Source organism: Pseudomonas sp. NFACC25, assembly GCF_900100935.1.
GTDB lineage: Bacteria > Pseudomonadota > Gammaproteobacteria > Pseudomonadales > Pseudomonadaceae > Aquipseudomonas > Aquipseudomonas marginalis.
In genome coordinates this window covers 194,488-212,501 of the sequence record NZ_FMUC01000003.1, presented here as the reverse complement: position 1 = coordinate 212,501, position 18,014 = coordinate 194,488, and the positions used below count along the sequence as shown (strand labels likewise).

Below are 18,014 nucleotides of genomic sequence, written 5' to 3'. Positions count from 1 at the left end.
GAACCGCAATGACCCAAGTCGACTTCTATATATTGCCCAGCGCCGATCCGCTCGCGCGCCTGGACTTCGCCTGCAAGCTCACCGAGAAAGCCTGGCGCATGGGCCACCGCATCTACCTGCATTGCAGCGATGCCGCCCAACGCGACGAGCTCGACGCCCGCCTGTGGCGCTTCAAGGGCGAAAGCTTCGTGCCCCATGGCCCCGCAGAATCAGAACCCGAAGGCCAGGTTGCCCTGGGTTTGGGAGACAGTTGCGGCAATCACCAGGACCTGCTGGTCAACCTGGACCTGAAAGTACCGCCTTTTGCCAAGGCCTTCGCCCGTGTGGCGGAAGTGGTGGTGGAAGATCCGGCTATTCGTCAGGCCGCGCGGGAGAGTTTCCGTTTCTACCGCGAACAGGGCTATCCTTTGCAAGATCACCGGCTACAACGACTTTGAGTACATGATGGACACTCCCAACCCGACAAAAAAAGATGACCACCTGCTGGACGACCTCGAGTCGATTCGTCAGTTGCTGGGTGATGATGACTTGCAACCGCCACTATTGACCGAACAGGCCGATGGCGAGGTTCAGATTCCGCTGTTGTTCGACATGGTCGGCGGCAAGCAGGTCGCTCCGGAACCGGTTGTCGAAGCCCCCGTTGTGGTGGACGCTGCCCCTGCTGCGGCTGAAAAGGGTCCCGACGCCCTGCTGCTGCACCTGGACAACGAACTGCGTGCCGCTGCGCAATTGATCATGCAAGATGTGATCGACGACTTTGCCCCCCATATCGAAACCGAGATCAAGCGCCGGATGGATGCACGGATGGAGCGGCTGCTCAGCCAGTACCAGTCTTGAACCGTCCATAGATCCCCTGTGGGAGGTGGCAAACTCCTCCCACATTTGATTGCCTGCACCTTAAGCCCGCCTTCGCCTCGCCCTGCGCCCTATCCCCCGTTATACTTGCCGGCTTTCCTGAATATATGCCAACTAGGGTCCCGCCGCGCATGGATAAGACCTACCAGCCGCACGCTATTGAAACTTCCTGGTACAACACCTGGGAGTCCGAGAACTATTTCGCTCCGCAAGGCGCGGGCGAGTCCTACACCATCATGATTCCGCCACCGAACGTCACTGGCAGCCTGCACATGGGCCATGGCTTCAACAATGCGATCATGGATGCGTTGATCCGTTTCCGCCGCATGCAGGGCCGCAACACCCTGTGGCAACCGGGTACCGACCACGCCGGTATCGCCACCCAGATGCTGGTGGAGCGCCAACTCGAAGCCACCGGCCAGAACCGTCACGACCTGGGCCGCGAGAAATTCCTGGAAAAAATCTGGGAATGGAAAGACCAGTCCGGCGGCAACATCAGCCGTCAGATCCGTCGCCTCGGTTCGTCCGTCGATTGGAGTCGCGAGCGCTTCACCATGGATGACGGCCTGTCGGAATCGGTGAAAGAAGCCTTCGTGCGCCTGCATGAAGACGGTCTGATCTACCGCGGCAAGCGCCTGGTCAACTGGGACACCAAGTTGCACACGGCAATTTCCGACCTTGAAGTGGAAAACCACGACGAGAAAGGTTTCCTGTGGAACCTCAAGTACCCGCTGGCCGACGGCGCCAGGACCGCTGAGGGCAACGACTACCTGATCGTCGCCACCACCCGTCCGGAAACCATGCTTGGCGACGCCGCGGTCGCGGTCAACCCGAACGACGAGCGCTACCAGGCACTGATCGGCAAGTTCGTCGAGTTGCCGCTGGTAGGCCGCCGCATCCCGATCATCGCCGACGATTACTGCGACCCTGAATTCGGCACCGGCTGTGTGAAAATCACCCCGGCCCACGATTTCAACGACTACGAAGTCGGCAAGCGCCACAACCTGCCGCTGTTGAATATCTTCGACAAGAATGCCGCCGTGCTGCCGGCCTGCCAGGTGTTCAACCTGGACGGTACGCTGAACGAGAGCATCGACGGCAAGATCCCGGCCGAATACGCCGGCCTTGACCGTTTCGAAGCGCGCAAGCAGATCGTTGCTGCCTTCGACGCTGCCGGCCTGCTGGTCAGCGTCGACGACCACGGCCTGAAAGTGCCGAAGGGCGACCGCTCCGGCACCGTGATCGAGCCGTGGCTGACCGACCAATGGTACGTGTCCACCAAGCCCCTGGCCGAGCCGGCGATTGCTGCCGTGGAAGACGGGCGTATCCAGTTCGTGCCCAAGCAGTACGAAAACATGTACTTCTCGTGGATGCGCGATATCCAGGATTGGTGCATCAGCCGCCAGCTGTGGTGGGGCCATCGCATTCCGGCCTGGTACGACGAGTCGGGCAAGGTCTACGTGGGCCGCGACGAAGCCGAAGTACGCGCCAAGCACAACCTCGGTCCGGATGTGGCACTGCAACAGGACAACGACGTACTGGACACATGGTTCAGCTCGGGCCTGTGGACCTTCTCCACCCTGGGCTGGCCGCAGCAGACCGAATTCCTGAAGAAATTCCACTCCACCGACGTGCTGGTCACCGGCTTCGACATCATTTTCTTCTGGGTTGCCCGGATGATCATGCTCACCATGCACTTGGTGAAGAACGAGGACGGCACCCCGCAGGTACCGTTCAAGACCGTGTACGTGCACGGCCTGGTGCGGGATGGCCAGGGCCAGAAGATGTCCAAGTCCAAGGGCAACGTCCTCGACCCGCTGGACATCATCGACGGCATCGACCTGGAAACCCTGGTACAGAAACGCACCTCGGGCCTGATGCAGCCGAAACTGGCGAAGAAGATCGAGAAGCAGACCCGCGACGAATTCGCCGACGGCATTGCCAGCTACGGCACCGATGCGCTGCGCTTCACCTTCTGCTCGCTGGCGTCCACCGGTCGCGACATCAAGTTCGACATGGGCCGCGTCGAAGGCTATCGCAACTTCTGCAACAAGATCTGGAACGCCGCGCGCTACGTGCTGGACAAGGGCGAAGACTGCGGCCAGAACGGCGAGGCCATCGAGCTGTCCCTGGCGGATCGCTGGATCATCTCGCAATTGCAGCGCACCGAAGCCGAAGTGACCCGTCAACTCGACCAGTTCCGTTTCGACCTGGCCGCACAGGCCTTGTACGAGTTCATCTGGAACCAGTATTGCGACTGGTACCTGGAACTGTCCAAGCCCGTATTGTGGGACGAAAACGCGCCGATCGAACGTCAGCGCGGCACCCGTCACACCCTGGTACGCGTGCTCGAAGTCGCCTTGCGCCTGGCGCATCCGTTCATGCCGTTCATCACCGAAGAAATCTGGCAGCGCCTGGCGCCGCTGGCCGGCAAAGACGGCAAGACCATCATGCTGCAACCTTGGCCGGTGGCCAACGAAGCACGTATCGATGAGGCGGCCGAAAGCGACATCGAATGGCTCAAGACCCTGATGCTCGGCACGCGCAACATCCGCGCCGAAATGAACATCGGCCCGGGCAAGCCCCTGGCGGTATTCGTGAAGAACGCCAGCGCCGAAGACCAGCGTCGTCTCACCGAGAACGATGCGCTGCTCAAGAAGCTGGCGAAGCTGGAATCGATCACCGTATTGGCGGATGGCGCCGAAGCGCCACTGTCAGCGACCGCGCTGGTCGGCGAGATGGAAGTGCTGGTGCCGATGGCCGGCCTGATCGACAAGGGCGCGGAACTGGCCCGTCTCGACAAGGAAATCCTGCGCCTGCAAGGCGAAGTGGCGCGGGTGGGCGGCAAGCTGTCCAACGCGGCATTCGTCGACAAGGCACCGGCTGAAGTGATCGATAAGGAACGCGCCAAGCTGGCCGAGGCCGAACAGGCTTTGGGCAAGCTGGCGGAGCAACATGCGCGGATTTCCAGCCTGTAAGGGGCAATCCGTGTGAAAAAAGAGACCTTCGGGTCTCTTTTTTTGCCTGGTGTTTCTCAATCCCTTGCTGGCAATACAGTCAATGTGGGAGGGGGCTTGCCCCCGATGGCGATCTGTCAGCCAGGCTAGTCTTGACTGATCCACCGCTATCGGGAGCAAGCCTCCTCCCACATTTGACCGAGTTATCCTCGGGAATGTGTGACAATGGCCGCCACTTTGAGCCAACACCAGAATCATCATGACCGCCCCCACTACGCCCAAACCTCCACGCAAGAAGCCTAAGACCGCAGCCACGGCCAAACCCGTCGCGCCGCGCAAAGAGGCTACCCTGCACCCACGCAACCGCCACACAGGCCGTTACGACTTCCAGGCGTTGATCAAGACCACGCCGGAACTGGCGCAATTCGTGATCATCAACCCCTATGGCAAAGAGAGCATCGACTTCGCCAGCCCGGACGCGGTGCGGGTGTTCAACCGGGCGTTGCTCAAGGCCTTCTATGGCATCCAGCATTGGGACATCCCGGCCGATTACCTGTGCCCGCCGGTACCGGGACGTGCCGACTACGTGCACTTTCTCGCCGACCTGCTGGCCAGTGTCAACGAAGGCAAGATCCCGCGCGGTTCAATCGTCAAGGTGCTGGACATCGGCATGGGCGCCAACTGCGTCTACCCACTGATTGGCTATATGGAGTACCGCTGGAACTTCCTCGGCTCGGAGGTCGACCCCATCGCCGTGGCCGCCGCCAAGGCCATCGTGCAGTCCAATGACCTGAGCAAGGTCATCCAGTTGCGCCAGCAGGAAAACCCCAAGCACATCCTGCTGGGCCTGCTGGAACCGGGTGAGCGTTTTGACCTGACCATGTGCAACCCACCGTTCCATGCGTCCATGGACGAAGCCACCAAGGGCAGCGAGCGCAAGTGGCGCGCCCTGGGCCGGGCCGATCCCAAGCGCAAATTGCCGGTGCTCAACTTCGGTGGCCAATCGGCCGAGTTGTGGTGTGAAGGCGGTGAAGCGCGCTTCGTGACGCAGTTGATCGCCGAGAGTGCGCACTTTGCCCACAAGGTGTTGTGGTTCAGCACCCTGGTGTCAAAAGCGTCAAACTTGCCCGCGATCGAGACCGCCCTGAAAAAAGCCGGCGTGCTGGAAAGCCAGGTGGTGGAAATGTCCCAGGGCCAGAAGCAGAGCCGTTTCGTGGCCTGGACCTTCCAGACCAAGAACGAACAGCAGATCTGGCGCCAGCGCTGGGTGCGATAGAGACAAATCCCAGGCAACAAAAAACCGTGCCCGGATCGCTCCGGAGCACGGTTTTTTTTTGCTGCGTCTTACTTGTTAACAGCGTCGGTCAGGCCTTTGGCCACAACCAGCTTGATAACTTTCTTGGCAGCGATTTCGATGGCAGCGCCAGTCGAAGGGTTACGGCCAGTACGGGCAGGACGCTCGGTCACTTTCAGTTTGCCAACGCCTGGCAGAGTGATTTCGCCGCCGTTTTCCAGCTGGTCAGCAACAACTTGGCTCAGTTGGTCCAGCAGAGCGCGCACGGTGGTTTTCGGTGCGTCTACTGCTTCAGCCAGGTCAGCGATCAGTTGGTCTTTAGTAATAGCCATTGTGGTGTTCCTTCCCTATCAAATTCATATGGATTGCAGAGTGCAGTGTCAGCCGTCGAGCCCGACCGTCATGGCCTGGCACCCCCGGCTATAACCACGGAGATCGGGGTTATAGATGCTTGAAACGGGGATTGGTTCGACCTGACAGATGCTGAATGCACGCTTATCGCCGAGACTTGGCGTAAGACGGGGCAAAACTAGCACAGAGACGGGGAAATATCCGCTTCTACCTACCCATTTGGTCAGCTTTATCGCTCTAAACCGTGAAAAAAAGGCATATGCCTCGTCCGAGAGCATCCAAAATGCCCTTAGACGCGTGTCTTGACCAATGGGTGCGGTACACTGGGCGACTTTTCGGGGAGGCCGACCGCTCCCCTTCAACCAGCCGAGAAGCCCATGCCGATCCGTCATTGCATCGTCCACCTGATCGACAAAAAACCCGACGGCACACCCGCAGTTCTCCACGCCCGCGACTCCGAGCTCGCCGAGTCGGCCGCCATCGAGAACATGCTTGCCGACCTCAACGAGAGCTACAACGCCAAACAAGGCAAGGCCTGGGGTTTCTTCCATGCCGAATCCGGCGCGCACCCGTTCAGCGGCTGGTTGAAGGAATATTTCGAGGGTGGCCAGGATTTCACCACGTTCAGCCGCACCGCCGTCGAACATCTGCAAAAACTGATGGAAGAGTCCAACCTCTCCACCGGCGGCCACGTGCTGTTTGCCCACTACCAGCAAGGCATGACCGACTACCTGGCCATCGCCCTGCTGCACCACAGCGAAGGCGTGGCGGTGACCGACGAGCTGGACGTGACCCCGTCGCGCCACCTGGACCTGGGCCAACTGCACCTGGCAGCGCGTATCAACGTGTCCGAGTGGCAGAACAACAAGCAGTCCAAGCAGTACATCTCGTTTATCAAAGGCAAGAACGGCAAGAAGGTCTCGGAATACTTCCGCGACTTCATCGGCTGCCAGGAAGGCGTCGACGGCCCGGGCGAGACGCGCACCCTGCTCAAGGCCTTCAGCGACTTCGTCGAAAGCGAAGACCTGCCGGACGAATCCGCCCGCGAAAAAACCAAGACCCTGGTCGATTACGCCAGCAGCCAGGCCAAGCTCGGCGAGCCCATGGGCCTTGAAGAGCTGTCGGGCTTGATCGATGAAGATCGGCCCAAGGCGTTCTACGACCATATCCGCAACAAGGACTACGGCCTGTCGCCGGAAATCCCGGCGGATAAACGCACCCTCAACCAGTTCCGCCGCTTCACCGGGCGCGCCGAGGGCTTGTCCATCAGTTTTGAAGCACACTTGCTGGGCGACAAGATCGAGTACGACGAAGCCGCCGGCACCCTGATCATCAAGGGCCTGCCGACCCAATTGACCGACCAGCTCAAGCGCCGTAACTGATGCTCGGCGGGGTCCTCAAGAAAGTCCTGCTGGTGTTGCTGGTGGTGGTGGTTATCCAGAACTGGGGCAAGGTCGAGCGGCTGCTCAACCCTTCCCAGGTGGTGCCGGAGCAGACGCGAGCCTCGGCGCGGGTGGTGCTGTATGCCACCGAGTGGTGCGGCTACTGCAAGCAGATCCGCCGCTTCCTCGACCAGAAGGGCATTCCGTACCAGGCCGTCGATATCGAGAAGGACGCCCAGGCGCGCAAGGCGTATGAAGCGCTGGGCGGTGGCGGGATTCCGTTTGTGGACGTCAACGGGACGCTGATTCGCGACTACAACCCTGACGCGATCATGGCCGCGCTGAAGTAATCAGCGGACCACGATCACCCGCCCCAACAGGCTGTGCTGCTCGAACCCCAGCACCGCTTGCAAGGCGTTGAGTACCGCCTGCGGGTCCTTGCTCGGGAAGCTGCCGCTGACGCGCCTGGCACCCATCTCTTCGCTGAGCAGCAGGATGCGGCCAGGGTAGTAACGCCCCAGGTCCTTGACCACATCGGCCAGCGGTGCCTTGTAGTAGTTGAGCCAGCCATCCCGCCAGGCCAGGCGGGATTCGCTGTCGACCGCGTGCAAGGGATCGGCGCTGCCATCGGCGTAGGCCACTTGCTGGCCCGCCGTCAGAATTTGCTGTGGGCCCTGTTTCGACGCGGTCACGCCGACCCGCCCCGACAACACCGTCACCTCGGCCCCTGCCGGTTGCAGGCGCACTTCGAACTGCGTCCCCAGCACCCGCGCTTCGCCGCCGCCCGCCTCGACCACAAAGGACTCGCCGGTGTGGGTGACGCTGAAAAAACCTGCACCGCGACGTAATTGGATATGCCGCTCACCGTGGCTGAAGTCCACGGCAATGGCGCTGTCCGCATCCAGCGTGACCTGGGATTGATCAGCCAGGGTGACGGTCTTCACTTCTCCCGGTGCGCTCACGTAATCGGCGCCGAAATCATCGATCCACCGCGAAGGCTGCCAACCGGCGCCCATGGACACCATCAACACCAGGCACGCCGCCATGGCCAGTGCGCCGGACCAGCGCACCACCCGCGAGCGCCCAGGGGTGTTCATCGCATTAAGGTAGCCCTGCAATGCCAGCGCATCCTCATCCGCCAGTTGGCGTGCCGGCACTTCGCTCAACTCCCAAAGCACCTGGGCCTGGGCATAGGCTTCGACGTGCGCAGGATCGGCCCGTAGCCAGCGGCTGAACGTGGCCTGGTCGCCACTGCTGGGCTGGTCGTGCAACAGGCTCAGCCAGGCCAGTGCGGCTTGTTCCTGGTCTGGCGTGGGGGTCGGATTCACGGTGCTTTCCCTGGCGTGCGCGATGGCGATGGTTCGCGAAGGCTGGCTTTGCAGGCTTCGAGGGCACGCATCATATGTTTTTCCACGGCGCTTTGGGACAGGCCCATGGCCTTGGCGATTTGTGCGTACTTGCGCCCGTGAATGCGGTTGAGCAGGAAGATCTGCCGGGTGCGCTCCGGCAGGCTGCGCAGGGCGGCTTCGACATGCCGCAGGTCGTTGCCCGCCTCGAGCGCCGCCTGGGGCTCTGAGCCCTGGTTATCCTGCTGCTCCGGCAGCCAGCCTTCACTGCTGCGCACCCGCGCGCCTTCGCTGCGCAGGTGGTCGATGGCGATATTGCCGGCGCAGCGCAACAGGTAGGTGCTGAGTTCTTCGACCTGCACCAATGGCCGACGCCAAAACCGCAGGAACAGGTCCTGCACCAGGTCGGCCGCCGTGGCGCGGCACCCGACACGTCGGCTCACCAACGCTTCCATCTGCGAACGCTGGGACAGGAACACCTGCAGGAAATGCGCACGCCCACCCGCCGCGTCAGCCTGCGGGCTGTCCTGGGAATCGGGTGGGGTGCTGATCATCATGGCGGCGGCTCAGAACGTTGCGAAGGCGGCAACAGGGCTGGCCAGCAGGCCGACGCCTGCCAGGAGCAAGGCCAGCCTTGGCCGATACGGCAACAACAGCACCAGCAACAGGGCGCTGAGCATCAACACCGCGCACCACTCCACCAGGCCCAGGCCCCAACCGGCGACAGCCACGGCGGGCCAGATCGACACGGTCAGCAGCAGCCAACCGATGACGCGCAAAGCAATACGCCGCCGAGGCGATGGCTTGCTGTGCAGCAGTTCGCCGTGGTGACGGTCGGTGGACAGGCACAAGGCGGTAAACCCGGCGTAACACATCAGCAGCGCGAGGAGCATTCAGTTCGCCTCCTGCTTGAGCTGCAGCGGCCGCGCCCGTTCGGTCTTGGGCTGCGGGGCCTTGCGGTGCTGCATCTTCCAGGCTGCCCAGGCGAGGAACACGCCGCTGGCCAGGCAGGTCAGGTCGAAGCCGGCCATGGCCCAGTCGCCCGTCGCCAGTGAAGCGCCCAAGTGCTGCGATGTGGTCAGGGCATTGAGCAACGGGATTGCAGCAAACAACAGTGCTGCGAAGCTCAATTGCTCAACCCAACCCTGGCGGCCCCGGCGCAGGATCCCGTGCAACAGGCTCAGGCCCCAGGCGATAAAGAAGGCCTGCACTTCCCAATCGGAGCGCTCGGCAAAGCCCACCGGCAATAAACGGTTGGCCCAGAAGAAGGCTGCAATGGCGATCAACAGCCCGGACATGCTGGCGATGTTCAGCACTTCCACCAGCCGCAGTTCAAACGGCATCACGCCGCTTTTTGCATGTTTGAGTTGCCGCTTGCCGAGCCAGATCACCAGCCCCGTGCCGATCATCGCCGTGCCCGCCAGGCCGCAGATAAAGTACAACCAGCGCAGCACCGGACCGGCGAAATGGCCCATGTGCAGGCCATAGAAGCTGCCGCCGATCGCCGCCGGCAGCGATTGTTCAGCGCTGACCCGCAACAACTCGCCGGTGTTGCCGTTGAACGACACGGTACTGCCGAAGTCATGCACCACGCGGTCGGAGCTGGCACGGAACAGGTTCACCGAAGCGTTTACATCACTCGGGTTGTTCACCGCCAACCGCCCGACATGCCCACCCGCCCACTGCGCCCTCGCCTGCTCGTACATCGGCAGCAATGACAGCAATTGGCCGGGCTGGCCCAGCGCCGGCGCGTTGTTGGTGGCGGGGAACACGTCATTGAAGAAGGCCCGGGTGTCGTTGCCATAGGAGGCCACGATCGGCGCCGGCATCACCATGCTCATGAAAATCACCAGGCTGCTGTAGGTGATCATCAGGTGGAACGGCAGCACCAGCACACCCACCGCGTTATGCCCGTCGAGCCAGGAACGCTGGCCTTTGCGGGGGCGGAAGGTGAAGAAGTCCTTGAAGATTTTCTTGTGGGTGATGATGCCCGTGATCAACGCCACGAACATCACCATCGCTGCAATGGTCGACAGCCAGCGGCCCCATGGGTAAGGCATTTGCAGCTGGAAGTGGAAGCGGTAGAAGAAATCCCCGCCCATGCTTTCCCGGGCCTCTACGGCTTGACCGCTCACGGGGTCGAGGGTTTTCTGAATGAAATTGCCGCGTTTGCCGGGGTCGACCTTGTCTTGCCACATCACTGACAGGCCAGGGTCGCGGCTATCCGGCAAGGTGATGAACCAGCGTGCGGCCGTGGGTGCGACCTTCTGCAGGTAGTCCTGGGCGACACTCAGGCTGCGCGCATCATCCAGGGGATGGGCCTGCACTTCGGGTTGCATCCAGTGAGTGATCTCATCCTTGAAATAGGCCAGGGTGCCCGTCAGGAAAATCGCAAACAGCAGCCAGCCAAAGATCAGCCCGGCCCAGGTGTGCAACCAGGCCATGGCCTGGCGAAAGCCCTCTTTCATGTGCGTGCCATCCACAAGCCCACGCCCGCCAGGGTGGCAAACGCCGCACTCGGCAGCATCACGCCGCACCACGCGCGCCATGCCGTACGGCAGGCGAAACACCACAGCACTGCCAACAGGTAGAACACGAACGAACTCATCATCCCGGTAATCACCGCATCGGCGCGGGACGTTGGCATCCACAGCGCCAGGCAGATGCTGGCCAGGGACGCCATCAGGTAACCGCCGACGACAGCAGCCAGCACGCGCGACGTAACGGCGAGACGATAGGAAGCAGGCAGTGAGGTTTTGCTTTTCATGCGGGAGGCGCCAGGTTCATCAGCGCGCAATATTAATGATAAATATTCTCATAAGCAAAACAGAACGGATGAAACACCTGCCTTCGCACATTGCCGAACGGTTGACGGCCCCCTACAATGCGAACAATTCTTGTTCTCTAAAGCATGCCGAGATTTTGCCGGCATGCACAAAAGGGAGATCGCGTTGCAGCCGTCCAACACTGTCGAAGTGCTCTATAACGACCATCACCACTGGCTCACCGGCTGGTTGCGACGCAAGCTCGGCTGCCCGGAAAGTGCGGCAGACCTGGCGCAGGACACCTTCATCCGGGTCCTGACCGCACGGGAGGCGCCGACGCTGGTCGAGCCCCGCGCGTTCCTCACCACGGTCGCCAAGCGCGTGTTGTTCAACTTCTACCGCCGCCAGGACCTGGAACGCGCCTACCTCGACGCCTTGGCGCAGATGCCTGAACAGGTAGCGCCATCCGAAGAAGAGCGCGCGATCATCCTGCAAACCCTGCTGGAGCTGGACCAGTTGCTCGACGGCTTACCCACGCTGGTCAAGCGCGCGTTCCTGCTGGCCCAACTCGACGGCCTGACGTATGCGCAGATCGGTGCCGAACTGGGCATCTCCATCGCCACCGTCAAACGCCACCTGAATAAAGCCGCCATGCGCTGCTATTTCGCCCTATGAATGTCTCGACCCAGGTTGCCGAACAGGCCGTGCACTGGCTGATGGAAATGCAGCAAGGCGCGCTCAACCCACGCCAGCAGGCGGCCTGGCAACACTGGCTGAATGCCCATAGCGAACATCAGCGCGCCTGGGACCATATCCAGCGCGTCAACCAGCGCCTGCGCGGCATGCCCTCGCCCCTGGCCCATGCGGCCTTGAACGCACCTAAGTCCAGCAGCCGGCGCCAGGCGCTGAAGTTGTTGCTGATCCTCGGCGCCGGTTCGGCCGCGGCCTGGAGCCTGCGCCAGCAGCATATCCTGCCGCCGCTGAGCGCCGACTACCGCAGCCCCGTCGGCCAACGGCGCAAGGTGCAACTGGCCGACGGCAGCCAGTTGCAACTCAATACCGGCAGCGCCGTGGATGTGCACTTCGACGGTCGGCAACGGCTGATCCGCCTGCTCGAAGGCGAGATCCTGCTCACCGCCAATGCCGGCAGCACGCCGCTGCAGGTGTTGACCGGCCAGGGCCTGCTCAGCAGCCAGGCGGCGCGCCTGAATGTGCGCCAGTTCAACGACCACACCCAACTGGCGGTGTTCGACGGCCGCGTCGAGGTGATGCCCAATACCTACAGCGGCCTGCCCCTGACGGTCGACGCGGCACGCCAGGTCAATTTCACCCGCAAGGGCTGGGACACCCCGCGAGCTACCGATGCCAACAGCGGCGCCTGGGCCGACGGCATGCTGGTGGCCGCGCATATGCGCCTGGAGGACTTTCTCGCCGAACTGGGCCGCTACCGCCATGGCCAGCTCCATTGCGATGCGCAGGTCGCCAACCTGCTGCTGTCCGGCAGCTACCCGCTGGACGACAGCGAACGCATCCTCGACCTGCTGGAGGTCAGCCTGCCGGTCAAGGTGCGGCGTTTTACCCGCTATTGGGTGAGCGTCCAGGCCCGTGCGTAAATTATTTTCAGCCACCGTGAGCCGTTTTCCGCACCTCGCGTGACAGAGAAGGAAAGCCACCTTGATCCTTCCTTCTCAGGACCGCCCTTCATGCCCCAGCACCCCACCCTTCTCGCCCGCACCTTGCGCCAACTGCTGCTGGGCGCCAGCCTCAGCCTGACCGTACTGCCTTGCGTGATGGCGGCCGATGCCAAGCCGTATCACATCGCGCCCAGCTCGCTGGAAGCAGCCCTGAACCAGTTTGGCCGTGAAGCCGGCGTGTTGATTTCCTTCGGTTCCGAAGTCACGGCGGGCATGCAAAGCCGTGGTTTGTCCGGCAGCTACAGCGCCGCCGAAGGCCTGCAGAAGCTGCTGGAAGGTACTGGCCTGCAAGCCCGTGCCGAAGGCGACAACGCCTACAGCCTGCAACCGGCAACGGCGCCGGCGCCGGCGGCTGTCGAGTTGGCGACCTCCAGCGTGGTCGGCGACTGGCTCGGCGATGCGGCGCAAACCAATGTCTTCGAACACCCCGGCGCCCGTGACGTGATCCGCCGCGAAGCGTTCGAACGCCAGGGCGCCACCCAGGCCAAGGACGTGCTCAACCGCATCCCCGGCGTCAACGCCCCGGACAATAACGGCACCGGCAGCCACGATATGGCGCTGAACTTCGGCATTCGCGGTCTCAACCCGCGCCTGGCCTCGCGCTCAACAGTCCTGATGGACGGTATCCCGGTGCCGTTCGCGCCGTACGGCCAGCCGCAGCTGTCGTTCGCACCGATCAGCATGGGCAACATGGACGCCGTGGACGTGGTGCGTGGCGGCGGCGCAGTGCGCTACGGCCCGCAGAACGTCGGCGGCGTGGTCAACTTCGTGACCCGCGCGATCCCGGATGCACCCACCGTCAAAGGTGGCTTGCAGACCGAGACCAGCCCGTCTTCCAGCCATGACGGCTTCAAGACCACCGGCAACCTGCTGGCCGGCGGCACTGCCGAGAATGGCCTGGGCGGCGCGATTTTGTATTCCGGCACCCGTGGCGGCGACTGGCGCGAAAACAGCAACACGCGCATCGACGACCTGATCCTCAAAGGCAAATACCAGCTCGACGACGCCAACAGCTTCAACGCCATGGCGCAGTACTACGAAGGCCAGGCCGATATGCCTGGGGGCTTGAACGTCGCGGACTACAAGGCCGATCCGTATCAGTCCACCCGCCCCTACGACAAATTCTGGGGCCGCCGTACGATGTTCAACGTCGGCTATCGATACGAGCAGGACCGCCGCGAATTCACCGTCAACAGCTTCTTCACCAAGACCCTGCGCAGCGGCTACCTGGACCAGGGCACGTTCCTGTCGCTGTCCCCGCGTGAGTATTGGGTGCGCGGCGTGGAAACCCGTTTCGCCCAGGGCTTTGACCTCGGCCCGACCAGCCATGAAGTGGGCGTCGGCTACCGCTACATCAACGAAGCCGGCCACGAGTTGCGCTACCGCACGCCGATTTCCGCCAACAACCAGCAAATCCCCAGCACCGACAGCCGCAACGACCGCGACACCCGTGGCGGCACCGAAGCCAATGCGTTCTTCGTCGATGACCGGATTGATATCGGCAAATGGACCATCACCCCGGGCATCCGCTACGAGATGATCGAGTCCCAGCAGAGCAACAACCTGACCAACGTCAAATACAAAGGCGACTACAACACCGCGCTGCCGGCGTTGAACGTGCTCTATCACCTGACCGACGACTGGAACCTGTACGCCAACACCGAAGGTTCATTCGGCAGCGTGCAGTACAGCCAGATGCCCAACCGTGTGACCAGCGGTGAAGTGAAACCGGAAAAAGCCCGCACCTGGGAACTGGGTACCCGCTATGACGACGGCACCTTACGCGCAGAGATCGGCGCGTTCCTGATCAACTTCGACAACCAGTATGAAAGCAACCAGACCAACGACTCGGTGATCGCCCGCGGCGAAACGCGCCACCAGGGTATTGAAACCAGCGTCAACTACGCCCTCGATGGCTTGAGCCCGGCGCTGGCCGGTTTCGATGTGTACGCTACCTACGCCTACGTCGACGCCACCATCCGCGAAGACGGCCCGAACAAAGGCAACCGCGTGCCCTTCTCGTCCAAGCACAAGGGCACCCTCGGCGTGGGTTACACCGAAGGGCGCTGGAAACTCAATGTGGACAGCAGCTATCAGAGCAGCCAGTTCGCCGACAACGCCAACACCCAGGCAGAAAGTGCTGACGGCGCCAACGGTCGAATCCCCGGCTACATGCTGTTCAGCAGCCGCGCAGCCTATGACTTCGGCCCGCAACTGTCGGATCTGAATGTGGCGGTCGGCGTGAAGAACATCTTCAACACGCAGTACTTCACCCGCTCGTTCGACGACAACAACAAGGGCAAATACGTGGGTGAGCCGCGTACGCTGTACGTGCAGACCTCCATCGCGTTCTAACTGCCCGCCAGGCAACTGGGGGTGGCGGCGACCAGTGCGTCGATTGCACAACGGGTCTTGGCCGGCATATGCACGGCTGTCGGCCAGATCACATGGATCGGCGCGGGTTGCTCGCGATAGCCGGGCAACACCGCGACCAGTTGCCCACGCAGCACATAGTGCGCAATCAACCAACTCGGCAACCAGGCCAGGCCGACGCCCGCGATGGCGGCATCGGCCACGGCCTGGAGGTCGTCCATCATCAACGGCGAGGCCACGGGATTGCGCTGCGAGGTCGTGCTGCGATAGGCGATGCCGCGATGGCCGGCAAGGTCTTCGATGCATTCAATCGGCCCGACGCGCTGCAAGTACGCCGGTGACGCCGCCAGCCCAACGGCCTGTTCGCCCAGGCGACGTGCACTGAGGCGGTCGGTGTCGGGCAGCGGGCCGATCCGCACGGCGACGTCGAAGCCTTCCTGTGCCAGGTCCACCAGACGATCGGCGAAGCTGATCTCGATCTCCAGTTCCGGATAGCGCGCCATCAACCCCCACAATGCCGGGGCCGCGTAGTGATGCCCGAAGGCCAGTGGCAAGCTGGCCCGCAAACGGCCGCGTGGCTGTTGCCGGCCGCTTTCCAGCACCGATTCGGCCGCCTCGAGTTCCGCCAACGCGCGCAGGCAATGCTCGTAGTACGCCTGGCCGTCCTCGGTCAGCCGCTGGCGGCGGGTGGAGCGCTGCAACAGGCACGTGCCCAGGCGTGCTTCCAATCGCGCCAGGCCCTTGCCGACCGCGGAGCGGGTAAGGTTCAACCGTTCGGCGGCCTCGGTCAGGTTGCCGCTTTCGACGATGTGCAGAAACAGCTCAACGCCATCAAAACGCGGTGTCGTCATGGCTCGATTGTCGCCCTTGATTCCCCTATCAGTGGAAAAGTTATCACGAATAACGAAACAGATTCCCCTGAAAATAACGCGACACTTTATCCACAGGAGAATCCCATGCCACCCGCCGCCACGCTAACCACCGCCAGCCCCCCGCGTACCGCCAGGAATGGGCTGGCCCTCACGGGCGTGTGCCTCGTCGCCCTGATGTTCGGCCTGGAGATTTCCAGCGTGCCGGTGATCCTGCCGACACTCGAGCGAGAGTTGGGCACGGGCTTCCAGGACGCCCAGTGGATCATGAACGCCTACACCCTGGCCTGCACGAGCGTGCTGATGGCGGCGGGCACGTTGGCGGATCGCTTTGGCCGTCGCCGCATGCTGGTGCTGTGCCTCTGGGTGTTTGGCCTGGCTTCACTGGCCTGCGGGCTGGCCGAGGATTCTTCGCTGCTGATCACGGCGCGGTTTATCCAGGGCATCGGTGCCGGGGCGATGATGATTTGCCAATTCGCCATCCTCTCGCACCTGTTCCGCGAACCGGCAGCACGGGCACGGGCGTTTGCGATATGGGGCGTGATTGCCGGCGTGGGCCTGGGCTTCGGGCCGATGATCGGCGCATTGATCCTGGCGGTGGCGGATTGGCGTTGGGTGTTCCTCGTACATGTGCCGCTCACCCTGTTCACCCTGGTGCTGCTGCGCATCAGCGTGCAGGAGTCCCGCGACCCGGCCGCCCATCGCCTGGACATCGCCGGCATGCTCACCCTGACCCTGTCGGTGTTTGCCCTGGTGTACTTCATCACCCAAGGCAGCGAGCACGGTTTCGGCACACCGGCCATGCTCGGTTGGGCGGCGTTGTCGGGGCTCGGCCTGCTGCTGTTCATCACGGTCGAGCTCCGCAGTGCGCACCCGATGTTCGACTTCTCGGTGTTCCGCATCCCGCGTTTCAACGGTGCGTTGATGGGTTCGATCGGCATGAACTTCAGCTTCTGGCCGTTCATGATCTACCTGCCGTTGTACTTTCAGGCGGGCCTGGGTTACGACACCTTGACCACCGGCGCCGCGCTGCTCGCCTATACCCTGCCGACCTTGCTGGTACCGCCGCTGGCCGAGCGCCTGGCCCTGCGCTATGGCGCCGAACGCATCATCCCCCTCGGCCTGGGCCTGATGGGCGCGGGCTTTCTCGCCATGGCCGCCGTCAACGGCGCCGAGCACCCACGTATCGGGCTGGTGCTGCTCAGCTGCGTGATCGCCGGCGCAGGCCTGGCGCTGACCAACTCGCCCACCACCAATACCACCACCGGCTCGGTATCGGCCGACCGCGCGGGCATGGCCTCCGGCATCGACCTCAGTGCGCGGCTGATCACCCTGGCGCTCAACATTGCCCTGATGGGGCTGGTGCTGTTGCTGGGGATCAGCCATCAGCTGGCCGAGATGCTGCCCGCCACCACGTCAATGGAGTGGCCGGCCATCAGCCAGAACATTGCCGCAGGAAAGTTGGAGTCGATGGGGCTGGCAGCCAACGATGCTAAGGCGGCACTGCGCCACGGCGCCGGTTGGGCGATGCTGTTTGCCGGGTTGGGCGCTGGGGGGCTGGCGCTGTTGAGCCGGTATTTTTTCCGACGCGGCGCCTGAACGAAAACGGGCCTGCAGATGCAGGCCCGTTTGCAGGGGGTGAAAAGAACGTCAGCCGTTGATGACCGCGTTTTCGTTTTCCAGGAATTCCTGTTCCAGCGCGTCTTCATTCACTTTGTTAATGGGCTGGTTTTTCGCGGCAGCGCGGGGCTTGCCTTGCAGTCGACCAAACAGATGTTCCAATGCGTGATCCAGCTTGGTGGCCGCGCTGTCAATCGCTTGTTCCAGGGTATCGCCCTTGGCGGACACCGACAGCGGTTGATGGCCTTTTGGCCGCGCTTCCAGTCGGCAACTTAAATCGTGGGGACCGGGCTTGTCGCCGTTCTCATCCCGCAGGTAGACCTCCACTCGGGTCAGGTCTTCTTCATAACGTTCGAGCGTGCTCTCAATGGTAGTACGTACCCACTCCTCCAGTCGGATGCTGCTTTCAATATGGTTATCGCTATTGACTTGGATTTGCATAGTTCTTCCCTTATTTCAGCTAGCTCGCGAGAGGTCACAAACTGCAACACCGGGGTGGTGAAACCAT

The 18,014-nt window shown here is 62.4% G+C and carries 18 protein-coding genes; 10 read left to right on the top strand and 8 right to left on the bottom strand.

Annotated elements, in window-relative coordinates; all coding sequences use genetic code 11:
• Positions 1–8 precede the first annotated feature (8 nt).
• The 4 genes from BLQ09_RS08670 to rlmF all read left to right on the top strand — a co-directional run bounded on the left by BLQ09_RS08670 (position 9) and on the right by rlmF (position 5,088).
• Positions 9–437, top strand: coding sequence for a DNA polymerase III subunit chi (locus tag BLQ09_RS08670; RefSeq protein ID WP_092356241.1), 429 nt, complete (start codon positions 9–11; stop codon positions 435–437).
• A 7-nt stretch (positions 438–444) separates the two neighbouring features.
• On the top strand, positions 445–837 hold the full coding sequence (locus BLQ09_RS08665) for a DNA polymerase III subunit chi (protein WP_065924183.1): 393 nt from the start codon (positions 445–447) through the stop codon (positions 835–837).
• Between the two features lie 149 nt (positions 838–986).
• Positions 987–3,833, top strand: coding sequence for a valine--tRNA ligase (locus BLQ09_RS08660; RefSeq protein ID WP_027604670.1), 2,847 nt, complete (start codon positions 987–989; stop codon positions 3,831–3,833).
• Between the two features lie 238 nt (positions 3,834–4,071).
• Positions 4,072–5,088, top strand: a complete 1,017-nt coding sequence (gene rlmF / locus BLQ09_RS08655) for a 23S rRNA (adenine(1618)-N(6))-methyltransferase RlmF (protein ID WP_027604671.1) — start codon at positions 4,072–4,074, stop codon at positions 5,086–5,088.
• A 68-nt stretch (positions 5,089–5,156) separates the two neighbouring features.
• Here rlmF and BLQ09_RS08650 read toward each other — a convergent pair whose 3' ends face one another.
• Positions 5,157–5,438 (bottom strand): HU family DNA-binding protein, encoded by a 282-nt coding sequence (locus BLQ09_RS08650; protein WP_003188840.1) that lies wholly within the window; start codon positions 5,436–5,438, stop codon positions 5,157–5,159.
• Between the two features lie 396 nt (positions 5,439–5,834).
• Between BLQ09_RS08650 and yejK the strand changes: the two genes are divergently transcribed.
• Both yejK and BLQ09_RS08640 read left to right on the top strand, forming a co-directional pair.
• The gene (gene yejK / locus BLQ09_RS08645; RefSeq protein ID WP_012722392.1) at positions 5,835–6,839 is read left to right on the top strand and encodes a nucleoid-associated protein YejK; all 1,005 of its coding nucleotides are present in this window, start codon (positions 5,835–5,837) and stop codon (positions 6,837–6,839) included.
• A complete protein-coding gene (locus BLQ09_RS08640) occupies positions 6,839–7,189 on the top strand; it encodes a glutaredoxin family protein (protein WP_027604672.1) in 351 nt (116 codons plus the stop codon). The genes yejK and BLQ09_RS08640 overlap by 1 nt, the downstream gene beginning before the upstream one ends.
• Here the strand turns inward: BLQ09_RS08640 and BLQ09_RS08635 are convergent, their stop codons facing one another.
• From BLQ09_RS08635 to BLQ09_RS08615, 5 genes are read right to left on the bottom strand one after another with little or no spacing between them, the layout of a single operon-like run.
• Complete coding sequence (locus BLQ09_RS08635; protein WP_092356238.1) at positions 7,190–8,167, bottom strand: FecR family protein; 978 nt, start codon at positions 8,165–8,167, stop codon at positions 7,190–7,192. It lies immediately after the preceding gene.
• Entirely contained in the window at positions 8,164–8,742 is a 579-nt protein-coding gene (locus tag BLQ09_RS08630) for an RNA polymerase sigma factor (RefSeq protein WP_027604674.1), read from the bottom strand. The genes BLQ09_RS08635 and BLQ09_RS08630 overlap by 4 nt, the downstream gene beginning before the upstream one ends.
• Positions 8,743–8,751: 9 nt before the next feature.
• Complete coding sequence (locus BLQ09_RS08625) at positions 8,752–9,078, bottom strand: DUF3325 domain-containing protein (protein ID WP_027604675.1); 327 nt, start codon at positions 9,076–9,078, stop codon at positions 8,752–8,754.
• The gene (locus BLQ09_RS08620) at positions 9,079–10,653 is read right to left on the bottom strand and encodes a PepSY-associated TM helix domain-containing protein (RefSeq protein WP_027604676.1); all 1,575 of its coding nucleotides are present in this window, start codon (positions 10,651–10,653) and stop codon (positions 9,079–9,081) included. It abuts the gene before it with no gap.
• Positions 10,650–10,952, bottom strand: coding sequence for a DUF3649 domain-containing protein (locus BLQ09_RS08615; protein WP_027604677.1), 303 nt, complete (start codon positions 10,950–10,952; stop codon positions 10,650–10,652). Before BLQ09_RS08615 ends, BLQ09_RS08620 begins: the two co-directional genes overlap by 4 nt.
• Positions 10,953–11,136: 184 nt before the next feature.
• Between BLQ09_RS08615 and BLQ09_RS08610 the strand changes: the two genes are divergently transcribed.
• From BLQ09_RS08610 to fecA, 3 genes are all read left to right on the top strand, one after another.
• A complete protein-coding gene (locus BLQ09_RS08610; protein ID WP_027604678.1) occupies positions 11,137–11,625 on the top strand; it encodes a sigma-70 family RNA polymerase sigma factor in 489 nt (162 codons plus the stop codon).
• Positions 11,622–12,563 carry a FecR domain-containing protein gene (locus tag BLQ09_RS08605; protein WP_092356235.1) on the top strand — a complete coding sequence of 314 codons (942 nt, stop codon included), beginning with the start codon at positions 11,622–11,624 and terminating at the stop codon, positions 12,561–12,563. The genes BLQ09_RS08610 and BLQ09_RS08605 overlap by 4 nt, the downstream gene beginning before the upstream one ends.
• A gap of 90 nt (positions 12,564–12,653) precedes the next feature.
• Positions 12,654–14,999, top strand: a complete 2,346-nt coding sequence (gene fecA, locus BLQ09_RS08600) for a TonB-dependent Fe(3+) dicitrate receptor FecA (RefSeq protein WP_027604680.1) — start codon at positions 12,654–12,656, stop codon at positions 14,997–14,999.
• On the opposite strand, the gene BLQ09_RS08595 is transcribed toward fecA, so the two are convergent.
• A complete protein-coding gene (locus BLQ09_RS08595) occupies positions 14,996–15,868 on the bottom strand; it encodes a LysR family transcriptional regulator (RefSeq protein WP_027604681.1) in 873 nt (290 codons plus the stop codon). The two genes, fecA and BLQ09_RS08595, sit on opposite strands and share 4 nt — an antisense overlap.
• 105 nt (positions 15,869–15,973) lie before the next feature.
• Here BLQ09_RS08595 and BLQ09_RS08590 point away from each other — a divergent pair, with 105 nt between their 5' ends.
• Positions 15,974–17,485: an MFS transporter gene (locus BLQ09_RS08590; protein WP_092356232.1), complete on the top strand. Its 1,512-nt coding sequence runs from the start codon at positions 15,974–15,976 to the stop codon at positions 17,483–17,485.
• Positions 17,486–17,536: 51 nt separating this feature from the next.
• Here the strand turns inward: BLQ09_RS08590 and BLQ09_RS08585 are convergent, their stop codons facing one another.
• Entirely contained in the window at positions 17,537–17,947 is a 411-nt protein-coding gene (locus BLQ09_RS08585; protein WP_027604683.1) for an HPF/RaiA family ribosome-associated protein, read from the bottom strand.
• Positions 17,948–18,014 lie beyond the last annotated feature (67 nt).